The 20,780-nt window shown below is 67.9% G+C and carries 19 protein-coding genes; 16 read left to right on the top strand and 3 right to left on the bottom strand.

All coding sequences use genetic code 11. The features are described from left to right. Positions 1–133 precede the first annotated feature (133 nt). The 14 genes from ACGTN6_RS03075 to ACGTN6_RS03010 all read left to right on the top strand — a co-directional run bounded on the left by ACGTN6_RS03075 (position 134) and on the right by ACGTN6_RS03010 (position 15,729). Positions 134–1,261: an FAD-dependent monooxygenase gene (locus tag ACGTN6_RS03075; RefSeq protein ID WP_394589761.1), complete on the top strand. Its 1,128-nt coding sequence runs from the start codon at positions 134–136 to the stop codon at positions 1,259–1,261. 53 nt (positions 1,262–1,314) lie between these two features. Then, positions 1,315–2,292, top strand: coding sequence for a TRAP transporter substrate-binding protein DctP (dctP, locus tag ACGTN6_RS03070; RefSeq protein ID WP_394589760.1), 978 nt, complete (start codon positions 1,315–1,317; stop codon positions 2,290–2,292). 68 nt (positions 2,293–2,360) lie between these two features. After that, positions 2,361–2,873, top strand: a complete 513-nt coding sequence (locus ACGTN6_RS03065; protein ID WP_394589759.1) for a TRAP transporter small permease — start codon at positions 2,361–2,363, stop codon at positions 2,871–2,873. A 42-nt stretch (positions 2,874–2,915) separates the two neighbouring features. Next, positions 2,916–4,232, top strand: coding sequence for a TRAP transporter large permease (locus ACGTN6_RS03060; protein WP_394589757.1), 1,317 nt, complete (start codon positions 2,916–2,918; stop codon positions 4,230–4,232). A gap of 28 nt (positions 4,233–4,260) precedes the next feature. Then, positions 4,261–5,838 carry a sulfatase family protein gene (locus ACGTN6_RS03055; RefSeq protein WP_394589756.1) on the top strand — a complete coding sequence of 526 codons (1,578 nt, stop codon included), beginning with the start codon at positions 4,261–4,263 and terminating at the stop codon, positions 5,836–5,838. Positions 5,839–6,170: 332 nt separating this feature from the next. After that, a complete protein-coding gene (locus ACGTN6_RS03050; protein WP_394589754.1) occupies positions 6,171–6,983 on the top strand; it encodes an IclR family transcriptional regulator in 813 nt (270 codons plus the stop codon). A 168-nt stretch (positions 6,984–7,151) separates the two neighbouring features. Beyond that, the gene (locus ACGTN6_RS03045) at positions 7,152–8,081 is read left to right on the top strand and encodes a VOC family protein (protein ID WP_394589752.1); all 930 of its coding nucleotides are present in this window, start codon (positions 7,152–7,154) and stop codon (positions 8,079–8,081) included. Between the two features lie 175 nt (positions 8,082–8,256). Continuing rightward, positions 8,257–8,781 carry a cupin domain-containing protein gene (locus ACGTN6_RS03040; protein WP_111382332.1) on the top strand — a complete coding sequence of 175 codons (525 nt, stop codon included), beginning with the start codon at positions 8,257–8,259 and terminating at the stop codon, positions 8,779–8,781. Positions 8,782–8,792: 11 nt separating this feature from the next. Continuing rightward, on the top strand, positions 8,793–9,608 hold the full coding sequence (locus tag ACGTN6_RS03035) for an alpha/beta fold hydrolase (RefSeq protein ID WP_394589750.1): 816 nt from the start codon (positions 8,793–8,795) through the stop codon (positions 9,606–9,608). A gap of 15 nt (positions 9,609–9,623) precedes the next feature. Further along, on the top strand, positions 9,624–10,418 hold the full coding sequence (locus ACGTN6_RS03030) for an SDR family oxidoreductase (protein ID WP_394589749.1): 795 nt from the start codon (positions 9,624–9,626) through the stop codon (positions 10,416–10,418). A 16-nt stretch (positions 10,419–10,434) separates the two neighbouring features. Next, positions 10,435–11,229: an aspartate dehydrogenase gene (locus ACGTN6_RS03025; protein ID WP_394589748.1), complete on the top strand. Its 795-nt coding sequence runs from the start codon at positions 10,435–10,437 to the stop codon at positions 11,227–11,229. 14 nt (positions 11,230–11,243) lie between these two features. Beyond that, the gene (locus tag ACGTN6_RS03020) at positions 11,244–12,710 is read left to right on the top strand and encodes an aldehyde dehydrogenase (RefSeq protein ID WP_394589747.1); all 1,467 of its coding nucleotides are present in this window, start codon (positions 11,244–11,246) and stop codon (positions 12,708–12,710) included. A 28-nt stretch (positions 12,711–12,738) separates the two neighbouring features. Then, positions 12,739–14,373: a thiamine pyrophosphate-binding protein gene (locus ACGTN6_RS03015; RefSeq protein WP_394589745.1), complete on the top strand. Its 1,635-nt coding sequence runs from the start codon at positions 12,739–12,741 to the stop codon at positions 14,371–14,373. A gap of 144 nt (positions 14,374–14,517) precedes the next feature. Continuing rightward, positions 14,518–15,729: a DcaP family trimeric outer membrane transporter gene (locus ACGTN6_RS03010; protein ID WP_394589744.1), complete on the top strand. Its 1,212-nt coding sequence runs from the start codon at positions 14,518–14,520 to the stop codon at positions 15,727–15,729. 377 nt (positions 15,730–16,106) lie between these two features. Here the strand turns inward: ACGTN6_RS03010 and glnK are convergent, their stop codons facing one another. From glnK to ACGTN6_RS02995, 3 genes are all read right to left on the bottom strand, one after another. Further along, positions 16,107–16,445, bottom strand: coding sequence for a P-II family nitrogen regulator (gene glnK / locus ACGTN6_RS03005; RefSeq protein ID WP_183383023.1), 339 nt, complete (start codon positions 16,443–16,445; stop codon positions 16,107–16,109). Positions 16,446–16,586: 141 nt separating this feature from the next. Next, positions 16,587–17,909, bottom strand: a complete 1,323-nt coding sequence (locus tag ACGTN6_RS03000) for an ammonium transporter (RefSeq protein WP_394589742.1) — start codon at positions 17,907–17,909, stop codon at positions 16,587–16,589. Positions 17,910–17,946: 37 nt separating this feature from the next. After that, on the bottom strand, positions 17,947–18,285 hold the full coding sequence (locus tag ACGTN6_RS02995) for a P-II family nitrogen regulator (protein WP_016855902.1): 339 nt from the start codon (positions 18,283–18,285) through the stop codon (positions 17,947–17,949). A 305-nt stretch (positions 18,286–18,590) separates the two neighbouring features. Between ACGTN6_RS02995 and ACGTN6_RS02990 the strand changes: the two genes are divergently transcribed. Both ACGTN6_RS02990 and ACGTN6_RS02985 read left to right on the top strand, forming a co-directional pair. After that, complete coding sequence (locus ACGTN6_RS02990) at positions 18,591–18,950, top strand: accessory factor UbiK family protein (RefSeq protein ID WP_394589741.1); 360 nt, start codon at positions 18,591–18,593, stop codon at positions 18,948–18,950. Between the two features lie 65 nt (positions 18,951–19,015). Then, on the top strand, positions 19,016–20,518 hold the full coding sequence (locus tag ACGTN6_RS02985; protein ID WP_394589740.1) for a YifB family Mg chelatase-like AAA ATPase: 1,503 nt from the start codon (positions 19,016–19,018) through the stop codon (positions 20,516–20,518). The last annotated feature ends 262 nt before the right edge of the window (positions 20,519–20,780 follow it).

The following is a 20,780-nucleotide window of genomic DNA, read 5'->3' as shown; positions in this document are numbered from 1 at the left end:
GGCGACCGCTCGGGCGACGTTTGACAAAGCTCGACGGCGAGCCTACATTGCTATCATCAAATAATAAACAAAGTTTCAAATATGGCACGCCAAGCGGCGCGCCGTCTGGGATGGCAACAAAGGTAATAACAGCATGACAAGCCTGAAGATCGGTATCTGCGGCGGGGGTGTCGGCGGTCTCTGTGCAGCTCTGGCGCTGCGTCAACAGGGCCACGAGGCCATCGTCTTCGAACGTGCCAAGCAGTTCCTGCGCATCGGTGCCGACGTCAACCTGACCCCCAACGCCGTGCGTGCCCTGGATCGCCTGGGCGTGGGCGAGGTGCTGCGCGAGACCGCGGCGCGTCCGACCCACCGCATCAGCCGTACCTGGGACACCGGTGAGGAGACCTCGCGGCTGCCCATGAGCGAGGCCGCCGAACAACGCTACGGTGCCCCGCAGCTGACGATCCATCGCGGCGACCTGCTCCAGGCCCTGGAGAAGGCGTTGCCCGAGGAGGCCATCCGGCTGGGCAAGCAGGCCGAACGCATCGAGCAGGGCGAGCCGATGCGCATCCATTTCGCCGACGGCACCAGCGAGGAGGTCGACCTGGTGGTCGGCGGCGACGGTATTCACTCCGCCGTGCGTCGCGAGCTGTTCGGCGCGGACCAGCCCGAGTTCACCGGCCTGGTGTCCTATCGCTCGGTGGTGCCGCGCAGCGCGGTGCCGGAGGTCGAGAATCTGGACGCCTTCACCAAGTGGTGGGGTCCGAGCGCCGACGTCCAGGTGGTGGTCTTCCCGCTGACCCGCGGCGAGGAGGTCTTCGTCTTCGCCACCACCCCGCAGGACGACTGGCGCGAGGAGTCCTGGACCCTGCCCGGCGACGTCAATGAGCTGCGCGAGGTCTACAAGGACTTCCATCCCGACGTGCGGGCCCTGCTGGCCGCCTGTGACGGCGTGACCAAGTCGGCGCTCTATGTGCGCGAGCCCATGGAACGCTGGTCGGTGGGGCATGCCACCCTGATCGGCGACGCCGCCCACCCCATGGTGCCCTTCATGGCCCAGGGCGCGTGCATGGCCATCGAGGACGCGGTAGTGCTGTCGCGCTGCCTGGAGGGCGTCGACCGCGCCGGGCTCTCTGCGGCGCTGGAACGCTTCGAGTCGGCCCGCAAGGAGCGTACCGCCAAGGTACAGCGCGGCTCCCGGGCCAACGACTGGCTCAAGGGCGAGGGAAATGCCGACTGGGTCTACGGCTATGACGCCTGGGGCGTGGCGCTGGCCTGACGCCAGCGACTGCTCCCGAACGCTTCAATAACAACATCCGAGGAAATCCCCGCATGACCAAGAAGCTCCTGACCACGTCCCTGCTGGGCCTGTCCCTGGCGACCGCCGCCGGGGCCGCCCAGGCCGAGGAAATCACCCTCAACGCCGTTTCCTTCACGCCCAAGAGCGCGGTGGTCTCCCACGGCTTCGAGGCCTTCGTCGAGGCGATCAACGAGAAGTTCGACGGCGAACTGCAGATCAACTGGCGCGGCGGCCCCGAGGTGATGCCGCCGTTCCGCCTGGCTGACGCCGTGCGCAATGGCTCCATCGACATGGCGCTGACCAGCCCGAGCTACTATTCTGGCCTGGTGCCGTCGGCCACCGCCTCCAACCTGTCGTTCAAGACCTATGACGAGATTGCCCAGACCGGCTACCTGGATCTGATGACCGAGATTCACGCCGAGCGAGGCCTGCACTACCTCGGCGAGATCCCGGCCAGCCCGGTGAAGTTCTTCCTGTTCTTCAAGGAAGAGGTTGGTGGTCTCGACGACATCGCGGGCAAGCGCATCCGCGTCTTCCCGACCATCCTGCCGTTCGTCGCATCGCTCGGTGCCGAGCCCCTGGTGTTGCCCATGGGCGAGATCTACACCGCCATGGAGCGCGGCGTGATCGACGGCTTCGCCCAGAGCAACCTCGGCTGGGTCGACCAGTTCGAGGACGTGGTCAATTACTACATCACGCCCTCCTACTACCGGGCCGGCTTCAACGTGCTGGTCAACCCGGAGGCTTGGAGCGAGCTGCCCGACGATCTTAAGGGCCGCCTGCAGGCCTACCTGCGCGATGAGCTGGCACCCGAGATCGACGCCAGCTGGGACGAGATCATCGCCGACGGCTATCAGCAGATGGACGATGCCGGCTTCCAGGAGGTCGAGCTGACCGGTGACGACGCCGACCAGTATCTCTCGACCGCCATCGAGGCGGCATGGGACAAGCTGGCCGAGGATGTGGATCCGGAGCTGCATGCCGAGCTCAAGGCCATGCTGGTCGACTGATCGACCCTGCGTCCCCGGCGTCCTCTCCCCCGGATGCCGGGGCCCGACCACCTTTCGGGACCCCCGCTATGGATGACTCCCTTTCCGTCTCGCGCCCATCGTCTTCGGCGTTCATGCGCGGCGTCAGCCGGCTGAACCTGTGGCTGGCCTGGCTCAGCGGCCTGGTGCTGGTCGCCGCCACCGCCCTGGTGTTCCTGGAGATTCTCTCTCGGGTGCTGTTCGACCACTCCCTGGTCTGGGTCATCGAGCTCAGCGAATACTCGCTGCTCTATATGACCTTTCTCGGCGCACCTTACCTGCTGGAGAAGCATCGCCATGTGGCCATCGATCTGATCACCGACGCCCTGCCCGAGTGGCCGCGGCGCGTGCTGGTCGGCGTGCTGTGCGCCCTGGCGGCGGTGGCCTGCGGCTACTGCACCTGGGTCGGCGGCCTGGTGACCCTCGACCAGTTCGAGTACGGGATGCGCGAGACCACCCTGATGCGACCGCCGAGCTACCTGATCACCATGGTGTTCCCCCTCGGCATGCTGCTGCTCACGATCCAGTTCGTGGCGCAGACCCTCGACAGTTTCAAGCGCTGAGCCCAAGGCCTGCGCATAGACAATACTCCCCTGGAGGCTGATATGGACTGGTGGCTGACGCTGCTCCTGCTCATGGGTCCGCTCCTGCTGCTGATGATGCTCGGCATGCCGGTGGCGTTCGCCTTCCTGGTCGTCAACCTGGTCGGTGCCTATGTGCTGCTGGGCGGCATGTCGGGCGTCGAACAGCTGGTGATCAACACCACCGGCGCGCTGACCAGCTTTACCCTGGTGCCCATCGCCATGTTCATGATCATGGGCGAGGTGATGTTCCGCTCGGGCATCGCCAACGACCTGCTGGATACGCTGGATAAATGGTTTGGAAAACTTCGCGGAAGACTGGCCTTCATGGCCGTCGGCGGCGGGGTGCTGTTCTCCACCCTGACCGGCAACAGCATGGGATCCATCGCCCTGCTGGGCTCGAGCCTGGTGCCGGAGATGGAGAAACGCGGCTACAAGAAGCCGATGTCGCTGGGGCCGATCCTCGGCTCCGCCGGCCTTGCGATCATGATTCCGCCGAGCTCGCTGGCCGTGGTGCTGGGCGTGGTGGCCGAGCTGCCGATCGGGCGCCTGCTGATCGCCATCATCCTGCCGGGCCTGCTGATGGCGGTGCTCTACACCGTCTACATCCTCGGTCGCTGTACCCTGCAGCCGGAGGTGGCGCCGTCCTTCGACGTCGCGCCCACGCCGATGCGGGTCAAGCTCGAAGCCGGGGTTCGCAACATCCTGCCGATCGGTGTCATCGTGTTTGCCGTGGTCGGGGTAATCTTCCTGGGCCTGGCTACGCCTACCGAGGCGGCGGCCTCCGGTGCCGTGGCCACGGTGCTGCTGGCGCTGGGCAAGCGCCGGCTGAGCCTCGACATCTTCAAGAACTCGATGTTCGAGAGCGCCGCCATCTCGGTGATGGTGCTGCTGATCGTCGCTGGTGCCATCGCCTTCACCCAGCTGCTGTCCTTCACCGGGGCGACCTTCGGCCTGATGGACGCGGTGCTCGGCCTGCCGTTCGGCGACAAGACCATCGTGCTGGCCATGGTACTGACCATCGTGGTGCTGGGCATGTTCATGGGCCCGCTGCCGATCATGATGATCACCCTGCCGATCTTCGTGCCGGTGGTGGAGCAGTTCGGCTTCGACCCACTGTGGTTCGCGGTGCTGTTCCTGATCGCCATCGAGACCGGCTCCACCTCGCCGCCGCTGGGCGCCGCGCTGTTCGTGATGAAGGCCGTGGCGCCACAGGGCACCGGCATGGGCAGCATCTACAAGGCGGCGGTGCCGTTCCTGGTCTGCGACTTCCTGGCCATCGCCATCGTCTTCGCCTTCCCCGAGATCGTCACCTGGCCGGTCGGCCTGATGTTCGACTGAGCCGGCGACCCCGAGCGAGGAGGCAGAGATGCGACGCCCGAACTTCATCGTCTTCATCACCGATCAGCAGCGCGCCGAGCACCTTGGCTGCTACGGGGATCCCACCGTGCGCACGCCACATCTGGATGGTCTGGCCGCGAAGGGGGTGAGATTCACGCGCTTCCACGTGGCCACGCCGATCTGCCAGCCCAACCGGGCCTGCCTGGTCACCGGGCAGCAGCCGTCGGTCAACGGTGTGCGCCAGAACGGCATTCCGCTGGATCTGGACAGCGTGACCTTCGCCGACGCGCTGCGCGGGGCCGGCTATCGCACCGGCTACATCGGCAAGGCGCACTTCCAGAACGTCACCGACATCCCGGCGCCCGAGCGGCGGCAGGGCGGCGAGGGCGAGACGCTGCCCGACGCGCTCGGGCACAGCCTGCGCCGCCAGCGCGACGGCGACGCCTACCGCTGGGAGGTGCGCCGGCGCTGGGCCGAGACGCCGGACCTCGAGCTGCCCACCCCCTATTACGGCTTCGACCACGTGCGGCTGTGCATCGGCCACGGCGACCAAGTCGAGGGGCATTACAGCGGCTGGCTGCGTGAGCGGCATGCCGATCCCGATGCGGTGCGCGGGCCGGCCAATGCCCTGCCGGACGCGAATATCAGCGCGCCGCAGTGCTGGCGTACGGCGCTGCCCGAAGGCGCCTATCCGACCGCCTACGTCGCCGACCAGGCCTGCGCCTTCCTCGACGACCAGGACGACGAGACGCCCTTCGTGCTGGTGGTGTCCTTCCCCGACCCGCATCACCCCTTCACCCCGCCCGGGCGCTACTGGTCGATGTACGACCCCGACGAGGTAGTGCTGCCGGCCACGGCGGAGCGCTCGGTCGAGGCCATCGCCGACCTGCCGGATTCGGCCCTGGCGGCCTACCGCTGGGGCCGCGACGAGCCCGACAGCCACTGGCCGCTGAGCCTGTCCGAGCGCCAGCTGCGCGAGATCATCGCCCTCAACTACGGCAGCATCTCGATGGTCGACGATGCCGTGGGCGAGGTGCTGGGCCGGCTCGACGAGCGGGGGCTCGCCGACGACACCGTGGTGGCCTTCACCTCGGACCACGGCGACTACATGGGCGATCACGGCACCGTGCTCAAGCTCGGCCTGCACTTCCAGAGCGTGGTGCGGGTGCCGCTGATTTGGCACGACCCGCGCTCGCCCGAGCGGGGCGGGCGCGTCTCGGGGCGGCTCGGCAGCGCCATCGACCTGGCGCCGACGCTGCTGCAGCGGGCCGGCCTGAAGACGCCGGTCGGCATGCAGGGCCGCGACCTGTTCGACGCACAGCGGCCGGCGCCGCCGGTGTTGATCGAGGATGCCGGCATCCAGGTATTCCGTGACGGCGACGCCGACAGCGGCATCACCACCCTGGTCACTGAGGACTGGCGGCTCAGCCTGTTCGAGGGCGAGGCGGGTGGCGAGCTCTATCACCTGGCCGAGGATCCCCACGAGACCCGCAACCTGTGGGGCGACCCGGTCCACCAGGACACCCGGATGGCGCTGCTGGAGGCCCTGGCGCGACGCATGATCGAGCTGCGCGACAAGCGACTGTCGGCCACCGCCAGGGCCTGATCCGCCCCTTGCTCGCTCCTTGGGCGTCCGGGCGCGAAAACGGCCCGGGTGAGCGGATTTTTTCCTTATTAATATCAGATAGTTGAAGGCTCCTTCTGACGCTTCCAACGGACCTTGACAAACAGCGGTCCGACGTCTATCTTCATTCTGTATCAAATAAGAAATATAGTTTAATATTTGAAATTACCGGCGACGCCGAGTCGCCAAGGGAAGCCGAGGCGCAATCGGCTCCCGGGTCCCGATCCGGTATCGTAGGCGCAAGGGCGCCAGGGCTCAGAGAGGAGCCCGCCAGCCGGCGCGGAAACCGACCCACACCAAGAGGCGATGACGCGATGAGCGACACCGAGAAGGACGCAAGGAAGTACCTGATCCCGGGCCTGGAGCGCGGCCTGATCATCCTGATGGAGCTGAGTCGCAGCCACCGGGAGATGAGCTTCGCCGAGATCGTCAAGTGCGTCGATATCCCCAAGGCGACGGCCTATCGCGCCATCCAGACGCTGGAATACATGGGTTTCATCCGGCGTCACCCATCCACCGGGCTGTATTCGCTCGGGGTCAACGTGCTGCGGCTCGGTTTCGAGTACGTCGCTTCCCTGGACGTGGTCCAGGTCGGCCAGCCGGTGATCGAGTCGCTGCGTGACAAGACCGGCTGCTCGAGCCATATCGCCATCCGCGACGGCCGCGACGTCATCTATGTGGCCCGGGTCAGCGCTGCCAACGCCACCGTGCGCCGGGTCAGCGTCGGCACGCGGCTGCCGGCGCACCGCACCTCCCTGGGGCGGATGCTGCTGACCGGCCTGAGTCGCCAGGAGTTCGAGGCGCTCTACCCGGAATCGACGCTGCCGGACGCGGAGCCCGGCGCTCCCGCCGACCGCGAGGCGCTGTGGCAGCTGGTTCAGGAGGATCGCGAGCGCGGCTACGTGATCGCCGAGTCCTTCTTCCAGTTCGGTATCTCCTCGATCGTCTACCCGCTCTACAACCATGACGGCGAGGTCGAGGGCGTGGTCAGCATCATGGTGCCGGTGCACGAGATTCCCGAGCAGGACCGCGAGCGCCTGCGCCTCGAGGTTGCCGAGGCGGCCAACGGCATCTCCAACCTGCTGGGCTACCAGGGCAGCGCCGGAGGGCAGCGTCAGATGAGATGAAGACGCCCTGATCCAACCCGCCGGACGCTTAGTCATTCCGCGTCCGGTTCGAGCCAACACGGCAATCAGACGACTGTCGCGAGGCCTTTGCTTCGCGAGCGGGGACCCTTTGTGTCCGTGACATCGCCCAGCGTGAGGGTCGACGTCACACAGAAGCAGGAGATCGACATGAATATCGTGGGTATCGAAGCATTGGAGTTCGGCGCCGAGGACGTCGAGGCCGGCAAGCAATTCGTCGAGGACTTCGGTCTGGCGCCGGTCGACGGCGAGGCGGGAGCCGCGACCTTCGAGACGCTCAACGGCGCCCGCCTGTCGGTCCGCGCCATCGACGACCCGGCGCTGCCCGCGGCCTTCGAGGAGGGCTCGACCCTGCGTCGCATGACCTGGGGAGTGGCGAATCTCGAGGCCCTGGAGCCGCTGCGCGAGCGCCTGCGCGACCAGCCTGGCTACGTCGACCACGGCGATCGTCTGGAATGCCGCGATCCCAACGGCCTGACGGTGTGCATCCGGTCCACTCGGCTGCACGACGTCGAACTGGAGGTCACGCCGATCAACCAGTGGGGCGACATGCAGCGCGTCGACCAGCCGAGCCCGGTCTACGAGCGGGCCACTCCGGCGGGCATCGGCCATGCGGTGTTCTTCGTCGACGACCTGGAGGCCAGCGAGCGCTTCTACCGCGAACTGCTGGGCTTCTCGGTCTCCGATCGCTACATCGACCGCGCCGTCTTCCTGCGCATGCAGGCGCGTGGCGGCCATCACAACATCTTCCTGCTCAAGCTGCCGCACCGCGGCGCGGGCCTCAACCACGTGGCCTTCACCGTGCGCGACATCCACGAGGTGATCGGCGGCGGCCTGGCGATGAACCGTCGCCAGTGGAGCACCTTCATCGGCCCCGGCCGCCACCCGATCTCCTCGGCCTACTTCTGGTACGTCAACAGCCCGCTGGGCGGTGCCTTCGAGTACTACACCAACGAGGACTACCTGACCGAGGCCTGGGTGCCGCGCGAGATGCAGCACTCCCTGGAATCGTTCACCGAGTGGGCCATCGAGGGCGGCATCGACGCCGAGACCCGGCGCCAGAAGAAGGCCGACGCCTGAGCCACGGCCGGGCCCCGGGTCCGGCCGATCGAGCAGCACTCAAGTTTCACCATCGAGGCCGGTCGCCTGCAGGCGGCCGGCACGGGGACCCCTCGTCCTGAATCCGGCCGTCGGCCGGGCGACACGCGCAACGAGGCCTCCCCGACACCCAAGCGCGATCCCGAGGAGAGACACCATGTCCGAACAGTTCGCTACCTGGAGTAAACCCGACGATCTGTCCTTCGAGGACTGGATCGAGTCCCGCATCGCCCGCTTCAAGGGTCGCAAGTACGACTGGAACGCCCTGAAGTTCCAGGCCGACTTCGATCCCAAGTATCGCCGTGCCCAGATGCGCTACATCGGCACCGGCGCCACCGGCGTGGCCAACGACACCAACACCATCCCGGCCGAGCACTTCACCTTCTCGACCATGGTGCTGCCGTCCAAGTGCGAGGGGCCGCTGCACGTGCATGACGACGTCGAAGAGGTGTTCTTCGTCCTCAAGGGCTCCATTCGCCTGTTCCTCAAGGATGGCGACCACTACACCGAGACCGTACTCGGGGAGCGTGACGTGGTCTCCGTGCCGCCGGGCATCTACCGCGGCCTGCTCAACGAGAGCGAGGAAGAGGCGCTGATGTGCGTGATGCTGGGTACGCCCAAGCCGCAGATCCCGACCTATCCGGACGATCATCCGCTGTCCAAGGTCAAGCGCAACGGATGAGTGGGCCGGCCATGACACCCCAGACCCTGGCGCTCGACGCCGGCCTCCAGGCCTACCGCGAGACCGGCGAGGGCCCCGCCATCGTGCTGCTCCACGGCATCAGCTCCGGGGCGGCCTCCTGGGCGCCGCTGGCCGCGCACCTGGCTGGCTATCGGCTGCTGGCCTGGGACGCCCCGGGCTACGGCGACAGCCAGCCGCTGGCCGCGGACGAGCCCACGGCGGCCGACTACGCCGCGCGCCTCGAGGCCTGGCTCGACGCCCTGGGCGTCGAGCGCTGCGTGCTGGTCGGCCACTCGCTGGGGGCGATGATGGCCAGTGCCTTCGTCGCTCGGCGGCCCGAGCGGCTGGCCGGGGTGATCCTGGCCGACCCGGCCCTTGGCTATCGGGATGCCGACGACGCCAAGCGCGACAGCGTCTACCGCAGTCGCTGGACGATGCTGGTCGAGCAGGGCCATGAGGCCTATGCCGCGGCCCGTGCCCCGCGCCTGCTGTGTGATGGCGCCGATGATGCCGATGTCGCCCGGGTCCGCGAGGGCATGCAGCGCCTGCACGTCGAGGGCTTCGCCCAGGCCTGCTGGATGCTGGCCAATGACGCCCTGGAGGGCTACCTGCCCGAGGGGCTGCCGGTGCCGGCCACGGTGCTGTGCGGCGACGAGGACGCCATCACCACGCCCGAGGCCTCACGGGCCCTGGCCGAGCGCCTGGGGCTGCCCTATCGCGGCCTGCCGCGTGCCGGGCATGCCAGCTACATCGATGCGCCCGAGGCCTTCGGCGCGGCCGTTGCGGCCTTCGCCGGGCCGCTGCTGGCGACATCCACCCGGAACTGAGACGAGGACGACACCATGAGCTTTATGATCGAAGACCGGGTGGCGGTGGTCACCGGCGGATCCTCCGGGATCGGCCTCGAGGCCGTACGCCTGCTGCTGACTCATGGCGCCCGGGTGGCGCTGTGCGGCCGCAACCCCGAACGGCTCGAGGCGGCCCGCGCCGCCCTGGTCGAGGAATTTCCCGCCGCCGAGCTGCTGGCCGAGACCTGTGACGTGCTCGACGAGGCCTCCTGCCAGGCCTTCGCCGAGGCGGTGCGCGGCCGATTCGGCGGCGCCGACATGCTGATCGCCAACGCCGGCCAGGGTTACGTGGCCCATTTCGACGACACCCCGCGGGAGGCCTGGCTGTCCGAGGCCAACCTCAAGCTGTTCGGGGTGATCAATCCGCTGAGCGCCTTCCGCGAGCAGCTGGCGGCGTCCGAGATCGGCTCGCTGACCTGCGTCAACTCGCTGCTGGCCCTGCAGCCCGAGCCGCACATGATCGCCACCTCGGCGGCGCGGGCGGCGCTGCTCAACATGACTCACTCGCTGTCCCACGAGCTGATCGGCGACGGCATCCGGGTCAACTCCATCCTGCTGGGCATGGTCGAGTCCGGCCAGTGGCGCCGCCGCTTCGAGCAGCGCGACGACACCTCTCAGAGTTGGGAGGAATGGACCGGCGCCATTGCCGCCAAGCGTGGCATCCCCATGGGTCGCCTGGGCCGCCCGCAGGAGCCGGCCCGCGCGCTGGTCTTCCTGGCTTCCCCGATGGCTTCCTTCACCACCGGCGCCGCCCTGGACGTCTCCGGTGGCTTCAACCGCCACCTGTGACGACATGGAGAACCCCATGACCAAACGACTGATGATGATCGGCTACGGCGCCATGGGCAGCGAGGTGCACCGCCTGCTGCCCGAGGGCCTGGAACTGGCCTGGGTGGTAGTGCCGGAGGCCTTCGCCGCCGGGGTGCGCGACCGCCTGGCCGGCCAGGCCGAGGTGCTGACCGCCATCGACCAGTGCGCCGCGCGTCCCGACCTGGTGGTGGAATGCGCCGGCCAGCCGGGCCTCGCCGAGCACGGCGAGGCGGTGCTGCGCCGCGGCCTGACGCTGGCGGTGGTGGCCACCGGTGCGCTGTCCGACGAGGCGCTTTACGAGCGGCTCGCCACCGCGGCCCGCGAGGGCGGCGGGCGCATGCAGCTGCTGTCCGGCGCGGTGGCCGGCATGGATGGTCTGTCGGCGGCCCGCGAGGGCGGCCTGGACGAGGTCACCTACGAGGCCTGCAAGGCGCCGCGCAGCTGGAAGGGCAGCCACGCCGAACAGCTCGTCGACCTCGATGCCGTCGCCGAGAAGACGGTGTTCTTCGAGGGCGACGCCGGCGAGGCCGCGCGGCTGTTCCCGGCGAACTCCAACGTCGCTGCCACCATCGCCCTGGCCGGCGTGGGCATGCGCGACACCCGGGTGAAGCTGACCGTCGATCCGGCGACCACGCGCAACACTCATTGTATTCATGCCAGGGGCCGCTTCGGCGAGTTCACCATCGAGCTCAACGGCTACCCCCTGGAAAGCAATCCCAAGACCTCGACCCTCGCCGCCCTGTCGGTGGTGCGCGCCTGTCGCCAGGCGCTCGAGCCGGTCTCGTTCTAAGGGAGGTGTCCGAGATGACTCTGAAGATTTTCGTTGCCGGCGAATGGCGCGAGGGCCGCGGCGACCCCATGGTGTCGCGCTTTCCTGCCGACGGTTCGGTCAACGCCGAGCTCAATGCCGCGAGCCTCGACGACGTCGAGGAGGCGATCGCCGCCGCCGACGCGGCCTGGCGCGCCCCCGCCTGGCGCGAGCGCCTGCCCCATGAGCGGGCCGAGGTGCTGTATCGCGTCAGCGACCTGATCCGCGAACGCCTCGACGAGCTCGCCGCGCTGCAGACCCGCGACAACGGCAAGCCGCTGGCCGAAGCCCGTGGCCTGGTCGCCAGCGCCGCCGGTACCGCGCGCTACTTCGCGGCGGCCTGCGAGACCCTGGAGGGCGAGCTGCCCACCCGTCGCAACGCCGAGTTCCTGACCCTGAGCCAGTACGAGCCGCTCGGGGTGATCGCCGCCATCACGCCGTGGAATTCGCCGATCGCCAGCGAGATGCAGAAGGTCGCCCCGGCGCTGGCCGGCGGCAATGCCGTGGTGCTCAAGCCCGCCGAGGCCACCCCGCTGATGGCGCTCAAGCTCGCCGAGCTGTTCGAGGAAGCCGGCCTGCCCAAGGGGCTGCTCAGCGTGCTGCCGGGCCGCGGCCGGGTGATCGGCGAGGCCATCGCCCGCCATCCCAAGGTGCGCAAGATCTCCTTCACCGGCGGCACCAGCACCGGTCGCCACCTGGCCCACGTGGCCGCCGACAAGCTGATCGGCACCTCCCTGGAGCTGGGCGGCAAGTCGCCGACCATCATCCGCGAGGACGCCGACCTGGAACAGGCGGTGAAGGGCGTGGCCTACGGCATCTTCAGCTCCGCCGGCCAGGCCTGCATCGCCGGCTCGCGGCTGTTCATCCACCGCAGCCGCTATGACGAGGTCATGGCGCGTCTCGAGACCATCGCCCGCGAGCTGCGCGTCGGTCATCCCGAGACCCCGGGCGTGCACCTGGGGCCGCTGATCAGCGAGGCGCACCGCGACGGCGTGGCGGCCTACGTCGAGCGGGCCCGCGAAGAGGGCGGCCGTATCCGCGTCGGCGGCGTGATTCCCACCGAGGGCGAGCTGGCCGCGGGCAGCTTCTATCCGCCGACCCTGATCGAGGGCCTGCCCCACGACAGCGCGGTCTGCCAGGAGGAGATCTTCGGCCCGGTGCTGGTGGCGCTGCCCTATGACAACGAGGACGAGTTGGTGGGCCTGGCCAACGACAACGTCTACGGCCTGGCGGCCGGCATCTGGAGCGCCGACTACCGCGCGGCCCTGCGCCTCGCCGACCGGCTCGAGGCCGGCACGGTGTGGATCAACACCTACAAGAAGTTCTCCATCTCGACGCCCTTCGGCGGCTACAAGGAGAGCGGCCTGGGCCGCGAGAAGGGCCGCCAGGGCATCCAGGCCTATATGCAGCAGAAGAGCCTGTACCTGGGCCTCGACGCGAATCCCAACAGCTGGTGCGACTGAGCGCCCACGGTTACAGAGGAAAAGCATCATGACGACCATCACCGTGGGCGAAGCCGTCGCCCGCACCCTGGAAGCCCACGCGGTCTCGGCCGTGTACGGCGTGATCTCCATCCACAACCTGCCGATCGCCGACGCCATCGGTCAGCGCGAGCGGGTGCGCTTCGTGCCCTCCCGCGGCGAGGCCGGGGCGGTGACCATGGCCGACGGCCATACCCGCGTCGGCGGGCTCGGCGTGGCCCTGACCAGCACCGGCGCCGGTGCCGGCAATGCCGTGGGCGCGATGCTCGAGGCGCTCAACGCCGGCACCCCGCTGCTGCACATCACCGGCCAGGTCGAGAAGGCCTACCTGGATCGCGACGCCGGCTTCATCCACGAGACCCGCGACCAGATGGGCTTCCTCGAGGCCTGCTCCAAGCGTGCCTACCGCGCCTGCACCCCCGAGCAGGTGGTGCCGCTGCTGCATCGCGCCATCCAGGAGGCGATGACCCTGCCGCGCGGTCCGGTGAGCCTGGAAATTCCCATCGACATCCAGGCCAGCCAGGTCGAGTGGATCGAGACCGCGCCGGCGTCTCCTGCCGCGCCGGCCCGGGTCGCCGACGCCGAGGTCGACGCCCTGGCCGAGCGGCTGCTGGCCGCCAAGCGGCCGGTGCTGTGGATCGGTGGCGGCTGCCTGGAGGCCGGTGAGGCCGTGCGTCGCCTGGCCGACGCCGGCATTCCGGTGGTCTCCAGTACTCACGCCCGCGGCGTGTTGCCGGACAGCCATCCGCGCAGCCTGCGCGCCTTCCACAGCGCTCCGGCGGTGGAGGAGCTGTTCGCCGCCAGCGACCTGATGCTGGTGGCCGGCTCGCGGCTGCGCAGCAACGAGACCCGCACCTACTCGGTGGCCCTGCCGAGGCCGCTGGTGCAGATCGACGTCGACCCGGCGGCGGCTCACCGCAACTATCCCGCCGATGCCTTCCTGTGCGGCGAGTGTGGCGACGTGCTGTCGCGCCTGGCCGATCGCCTGGGGGGCAAGCGTGCCCCCGACGCCGAGGTCGACCGCGAGGTCGCCAAGGCCGTGGCCGCCGCCGAGCGAGCGCTGCGTGACCAGGTCGGCGAGTACGCCAAGCTCTGCGACGCGGTGCGCGAGTCGCTGCCTGCGGACGGCATCTTCGTGCGCGACATCACCGTCTCCGGCAGCACCTGGGGCAGCCGGCTGCTGCCCATCGAGCGCCCGCTGACCAACATCCATTCGCTGGCCGGTGCCATCGGCCAGGGCCTGGCCACCGGCATCGGCTGCGCGGTGGGTGGCGAGGGCCGCAAGGTGGTCACCGTGGTCGGCGATGGTGGCCTGATGCTGATGGTCGGCGAGCTGGCCACCCTGGCCCAGGAAGGCCTCGACATGACCCTGGTGGTGATGAACGACGGCGGCTACGGCGTGATGCGTGGCATCCAGGACAAGTACTTCGAGGGTCGCCAGTACTACAACGACCTGCACACCCCGGACTTTCAGGCCATGGCCGATGCCCTGGGCCTGCCGCGCTGGAAGGTCGGCCACGGCGACGACTTTCAGGCCGTGCTGGCCGAGGCCGTGGGCCGTGCCGGTCCGGCGGTAGTCGAGGTGGACATGGCCAGCGTCGGACCGCTGGAGTTCGCCGGCCCGCCCCAGAAGACCCTCTACTGATGCATGGCGTCACCGGTCAGCCGGTGACGCCTCATACCACCAACGCTGCCGATGGAGGAGAGGCGAGGGAACATCGAGAGAACCTGAACGAAAAAAACAATTTTTTAGCTTCCGTTTCATAACAACGAATCAAGAGAGACTCCTATGCAAGCCAAGAAGACCCTGATGCTGGCCCTGCTGCCGGCAGGATTCCTTGCGGCCCAAAGTGCCTATGCCTTCGACGTGGTCGAGGCCGGTCAGCCCGTCGTCACCGGCGAGCCGAGCCGCGTGGGCGCGCCCTGGAACCACCGCAGCACTTTCAACATTCCGGGCACCAACACCGATGTGGCCTTCGGCGGCTACGTCAAGTTCGACGCCCTCTACGACTTCGACTATGACCTGGGCGAGATCACCGACCCGCTGGCCGCCGCCAGCGAAGCCAACGCCACCGACGGCAAGACCACCTTCACCGCCCAGGAGACGCGGCTGAACTTCCGCACCCAGACTCGCTTCGGCGACGAGATGCTGCGGACCTACTTCGAGGGGCACTTCGCGCCCGACAACAAGTTCAACCTGCGCCACGCCTACGGCGAGTACAACGGTTTCCTGGCGGGCCAGACCTGGACCAACGCCATGTTCTTCCTGGGGACGCCGCGGATTCTCAAGCTGGGCGGGCCGATCGGCTACGCCACCGGGCGCCCCGAGCAGGTGCGCTACACCTACCAGTCTGGCGCCAACACCTTTGCGGTGGCCCTGGAAAACCCCGAGTCCTCGATCTCCGATCTCGGTCCCGGCGGCGCCGCCGACGAGAACACCGAGCTGCCGGACCTGACCATGCGCTATCGCTACAAGCGCAACTTCGGGATCTCCGGGGTGGTGCGTCAGTTCTCCTCCGACTCGAAGGTGAGCGGCCAGGACGAGAGCGCCACCGGCTATGGCGTGATCGCCCAGGCGGCGCTGCCGATGGGCAGCACCACCCTCAAGGGCAACATGATGGTGGGCAGCGGCCTGGGCGGCTATCTGGACTACGTGCCGGCCTCGGGCGCCAAGTTCCGGGCCCCGGACGCCTACCTGGACGCCGACGGCAATCTCGAGACCGTCGACCTGCAGAGCTACGGCATCTCCCTGGACCACCAATGGAACGACGCCTGGATGAGCTCCATCGGCACCTCGGTGGTCAGCCAGGACCTGCCGGACGATGCCCCGGCCTTCCAGGGCATGACCGACACCGTGCAGTTCTCCCACGTCAACCTGATCTGGGACGTCAACTCACGCATGACGGTGGGCCTGGAATACCAGTACGTCGACCTGGAGAAGATCAGCGGCGACGAAGTGGACGCCAGTCGGCTGCAGGCCAGCGCCCAGTTCCACTTCTGATCGCTCGTACCCCCTTTTGACCTGGCCTTGCCTGTTGAAAGGCGAAGGATTTGCCGGCCCCCGTGGCCGGCTTTTTTGTGCCTGCCATCCGGCTGCGCCGGGAGCTGTAAGCCATAAGCGAGAAGTGCGGCGCTGCACGCCTGGAAGAACCGGGCTTCGCCCGGAGCGTGAAGAAGGAATAAAAAAACCCTCCGAGGGGATGTCTCGGAGGGTTTGACGTTTCATGGGAGGAGTTCATGCTGCCTTCGAGCTTCGAGCTTCGAGCTTCGAGCTTCGAGCTTCGAGCTTCGAGCTTCGAGCTTCGAGCTTCGAGCTTCGAGCTTCGAGCTTCGAGCTTCGAGCTTCGAGCTTCGAGCTTCGAGCTTCGAGCTTCGAGCTTAGACGGCGTCCTTGTCCGTTTCGCCGGTCCGGATGCGGATCACCTGTTCCAGGGCGGTGACGAAGATCTTGCCGTCGCCGATCTTGCCGGTATTGGCCACCTGGGTGATGGCATCGATCACCTGCTCTGCCATGGACTCGTCCACGGCGACCTCGAGCTTCACCTTGGGCAGGAAGTCGACCACGTATTCGGCGCCGCGATACAGCTCGGTGTGGCCCTTCTGGCGACCGAAGCCCTTGACCTCGGTGACGGTGATGCCCTGGACGCCGATCTCCGAGAGCGATTCGCGTACGTCGTCGAGCTTGAACGGCTTGATGATGGCGGTCACCAGTTTCATGGTCATGTCCTCGCGTTGTCCGTATCCGATGGCGACGCTCGCCATCCGTCTGGGGTCATTGTGCCAGAGCATACACCCGCTGCGGGCGGAAAAAAAAATGGCCCCGCGTGGGGGCCATCTTCGTGGGGCGTCGTGAGTGGGTCACTGGGGACGCGGTGTCATGGGCTGGGGCTGGCCCAGGCCTTCGGAGCGGCTGCGGCCGGTACCGCCGCTGTGCACCTTGGAGGTGGTGAACTCGGGGTAGGCCTCGAGCCCGCACTCGGCCAAGTCCACGCCTTCGTATTCCTCTTCCTCGCTGACGCGCACGCCCATGATCGCCTTGATGATCAGCCACACGACCAGGCTGGCGGCGAAGACCCAGGCGAAGATGCCGACGATGCCGATGAGCTGCGGCCCGAAAGAGGCGCCGTCGTTGGTCAGCGGCACCGCGAGCACGCCCCAGATACCGGCCACGCCGTGGGCGGAGATGGCACCGACCGGGTCGTCGAGCTTCAGCTTGTCGAGGCCGACGATGGCGACCACCACCAGCAGGCCACCGATGGCGCCGATCAGGGTGGCCCCCAGGGCGCTGGGCGACAGCGGGTCGGCGGTGATGGACACCAGGCCGGCGATGGCGCCGTTGAGGGCCATGGTCAGGTCGGCCTTGCGGAACCAGGCCTTGGCCAGGATCAGCGCGGCGATTACCCCACCGGCGGCGGCGGCGTTGGTGTTCACCAGCACCTGAGCCATGTTGTTGGCCGAGCTCACGTCGGACACCTTCAGCTCGGAGCCGCCGTTGAAGCCGAACCAGCCCATCCACAGGATGAAGGTACCCAGGGTCGCCAGCGGCAGGTTGGCGCCGGGGATGGCGAAGATGCTGCCGTCCTTGCCGTACTTGCCCTTGCGCGGGCCGAGCACCAGCACGCCGGCGAGCGCCGCGGCCGCGCCGGCCATGTGCACGATGCCGGAACCGGCGTAGTCGGAGAAGCCAATCTCGGACAGCCAGCCGCCGCCCCAGGTCCAGTAGCCGGACACCGGGTAGATGACACCGGTCATCACCACGGCGAAGGCCAGGAAGGCCCACAGTTTCATGCGCTCGGCCACGGCACCGGAGACGATGGACATGGCGGTGGCCACGAACACGACCTGGAAGAAGAAGTCGGCGCGCATGGAGTAGTAGGGCGCATCGTCGCCGCCGGCGGTCACCGCCTCCACGGTATTCTCGCCGCCGAGCAGGAAGCCCAGATTGGGCAGAATGCCGCCCGCGGGGCTGGAGTACATCAGGTAGTAGCCCAGCAGCAGGTACATGGTGCAGGCAATGGCGAACAGGGCGATGTTCTTGGTCAGGATCTCGGCGGTGTTCTTGGAACGTACCAGCCCGGCCTCGAGCATCGAGAAGCCGGCGGCCATCCACATCACCAGGACACCGCAGATCAGGAAGTAGAAGGTGTCGAGCGCGTAGCTCAGCTCGGTCAACTCACTCATGACGGTCACTCCTCATGAAAGGGTAAGGGCGGTCGGCTTAGACGGCGTCGGCGCCGCGCTCGCCGGTCCGAATTCGGATGACGTCCTCGAGCGGGGTCACGAAGACCTTGCCGTCGCCGATCTTGCCGCTGTTGGCGGCGCTGCAGATGGCATCCAGCACGGTGTCGAGCCGGCCGTCGTCCACGGCGATCTCGACCTTGACCTTGGGCAGGAAGTCGACCACGTATTCGGCCCCCCGGTAGAGTTCGGTGTGGCCCTTCTGGCGGCCGAAGCCCTTGACCTCGGTGACGGTGATGCCCTGCACGCCGTTGTCGGCGAGCGCCTCGCGCACGTCGTCGAGCTTGAAGGGCTTGATGATGGCAGTGATCAGCTTCATCCCGGATCTCCCCTGTTGGATGAGCGCGGTTCTCGCGCCGCGCAGTGGATGTGCATGTCTGCCATGCTGCTGCTTAAACCATGCCACTTTTCCTGATATCACTTTTATTTCATTGGTTTGTGAGGCGGCGGGGAGGCCGCGGCGCTTCGCTGGTGCAGACTGGTCATGGCCTTTTGCACCGTTCTGGTGCTTGTGCGCCGTTGGGCTGCGCTATCCGGGGGCGAACCTTGTGACGCGCCGGGAATGCGTCCACCGAGTGGCTTGCGTATCCTTGTGGTCAGCCCCCTACCGTGAGGAGAAAGAGCATGGTCAACCAAGACCGCATCGGCCGTCTGGCCCAGCAGATCGGCGAACGCCTGCAGGGCGCTTCCCAGGCGCCGGAGGAAGTGCAGAAGGGCATTCAACAGGTGGTGCGCGGTGCCTTCGATCGCCTCGAGCTGGTGTCGCGGGAGGACTTCGACATCCTGATGGATGTCCTGCAGCGCACTCGGGGCCGGGTCGAGGCCCTGGAGAAGCAGGTCGCCGCCCTGGAGGAGGCGCTGGACGCGTCGCGTTCGGGCGGAGAGGGCACGCCGCCGGCGGTCGGCGAGGAGGCGGCCATCCCCGCGGACCGTCCCTTGTCGACGCCCGCGGAAGATGCCGGCGCCAGCGAAACCGACCGCTAAGGCGACGAGCGGTCCCCGCTGCGCTGGACTAGCCTTGAGGGCAGACAACGTGCGAGGGACCGCCGATGACCCTGTCGATCGTGCGCACCCGGGCCGGCCTTGGTCTCGAGGCGCCCGAGGTGCTGGTGGAAGTCCATCTGGCCAATGGCCTGCCCGGTATCACCCTGGTCGGGCTGCCCGAGACCGCGGTCAAGGAGAGCCGCGAGCGGGTGCGTAGTGCCCTGGTCAATGCCGGCTTCGACTTCCCGCTGCGTCGCATCACTCTCAATCTCGCGCCCGCCGATCTTCCCAAGGACGGCGGGCGCTTCGACTTGCCCATCGCCCTGGGGCTGCTGGTCGCTTCCGGACAGATTCCGCCGGAGGCCCTGGCCGATACCGAGTGCGCGGGGGAGCTGGCCCTGGATGGTGCACTGCGCCCGGTGACCGGCGTCTTGCCGATGGCTTTGGCCACCCGCCGCGCCGGACGGCGGCTGATCGTGCCGCAGGCCAACGCCGACGAAGCGGCGCTGGCCGGAGAGCTCGAGGTGCTGCCCGCCGAGCACCTGCTCGAGGTAGTGGCACATCTGCTGGGGAAGACACCGATCTCGCCCCATCGGGCCTCGCGGCCACCCGCGAACCCTCGGGCGACTGCCGATCTCGACGAAGTGCGCGGCCAGCACCAGGCGCGACGCGCCCTGGAGGTCGCCGCGGCCGGTGGCCACAATCTGTTACTGGCCGGCCCGCCGGGAACCGGCAAGACCATGCTGGCCAGTCGCCTGCCCGGCATACTGCCGCCGCTGACCGAAGACGAGGCCCTGGAGGTGGCGGCGGTGCGCTCGGTGTGTGGCATGCCGCTGCGCGAGCACTGGGGCCAGCGCCCCTTTCGCGCGCCTCATCATACCGCCAGCGCGGTGGCCCTGGTGGGAGGCGGCTCGCGGCCGCGTCCCGGCGAGATCTCGCTGGCCCACCAGGGAGTGCTGTTCCTCGACGAGCTGCCCGAGTTTTCGCGCCAGGTGCTCGAGGTCATGCGCGAACCCATGGAGTCGGGGCGAATTCATATCGCCCGTGCCAATCACGAGCGTCGCTATCCGGCGCGTTTCCAGCTGGTGGCGGCGATGAATCCCTGCCCCTGTGGCCATCTCGGCGATCCGCGCCAGGCCTGCCACTGTACCGCCGCGCAGATCCAGCGCTACCAGGCGCGCCTCTCCGGCCCGTTGCTGGATCGCATCGACCTGCAGGTGGAAGTGCCGGCCCTGCCGCCGGCGCAGTTGACGTCACGGGAAGCCGGCGAGTCGTCGGCCGCGGTGCGCGAGCGGGTATTGGCGGCCCGCGAGCGCCAGTGGGCGCGCGGGGCACTGAATGCCCACCTGGGCGGGCGCGAGCTCGAGGCGGCCTGTGCGCTGGGCGGCGATGATCGGGCCTGGCTGGCCGGCGTGCTGGAGCGGCTGCAGCTCTCGGCGCGGGCCTTTCATCGGGTATTGCGGGTGGCACTGACCCTGGCCGACCTGGCGGGGGAGCCGCGTCCAGGCCGCGAGCAGCTGATCGAGGCCATCGGCTATCGTCAGCTCGATCGCCTGCTCAAGGGGTGAGGGGCTTGGCCGAGTCACGTCATGCCTCGAGCCCAGGGAAATGGTGCTGTGCTGCCCGCGCGCGAGGCATGTCGAATTGTTCCAGAAGGTTGGCAAGTCTTGACAGGATGACACCTTTATCTTTCGGACTCGTTCCCTAATGCTTCAGTCGAGTCAGCCAATCGGCCACCTGAGCCCGCGCCACAAGTTCGGCGTTTTCCACAGCGGTTTTCATCACCTTTCCCAGGGGAATGCCAGGCTCATGAATGCCAGGCCGACATCT

Origin of the sequence: Halomonas sp. B23F22_20 (genome assembly GCF_043496985.1) — a bacterium.
Classification (GTDB): Bacteria; Pseudomonadota; Gammaproteobacteria; order Pseudomonadales; family Halomonadaceae; genus Halomonas.
This window is presented reverse-complemented; position numbering and strand designations above follow the sequence as displayed.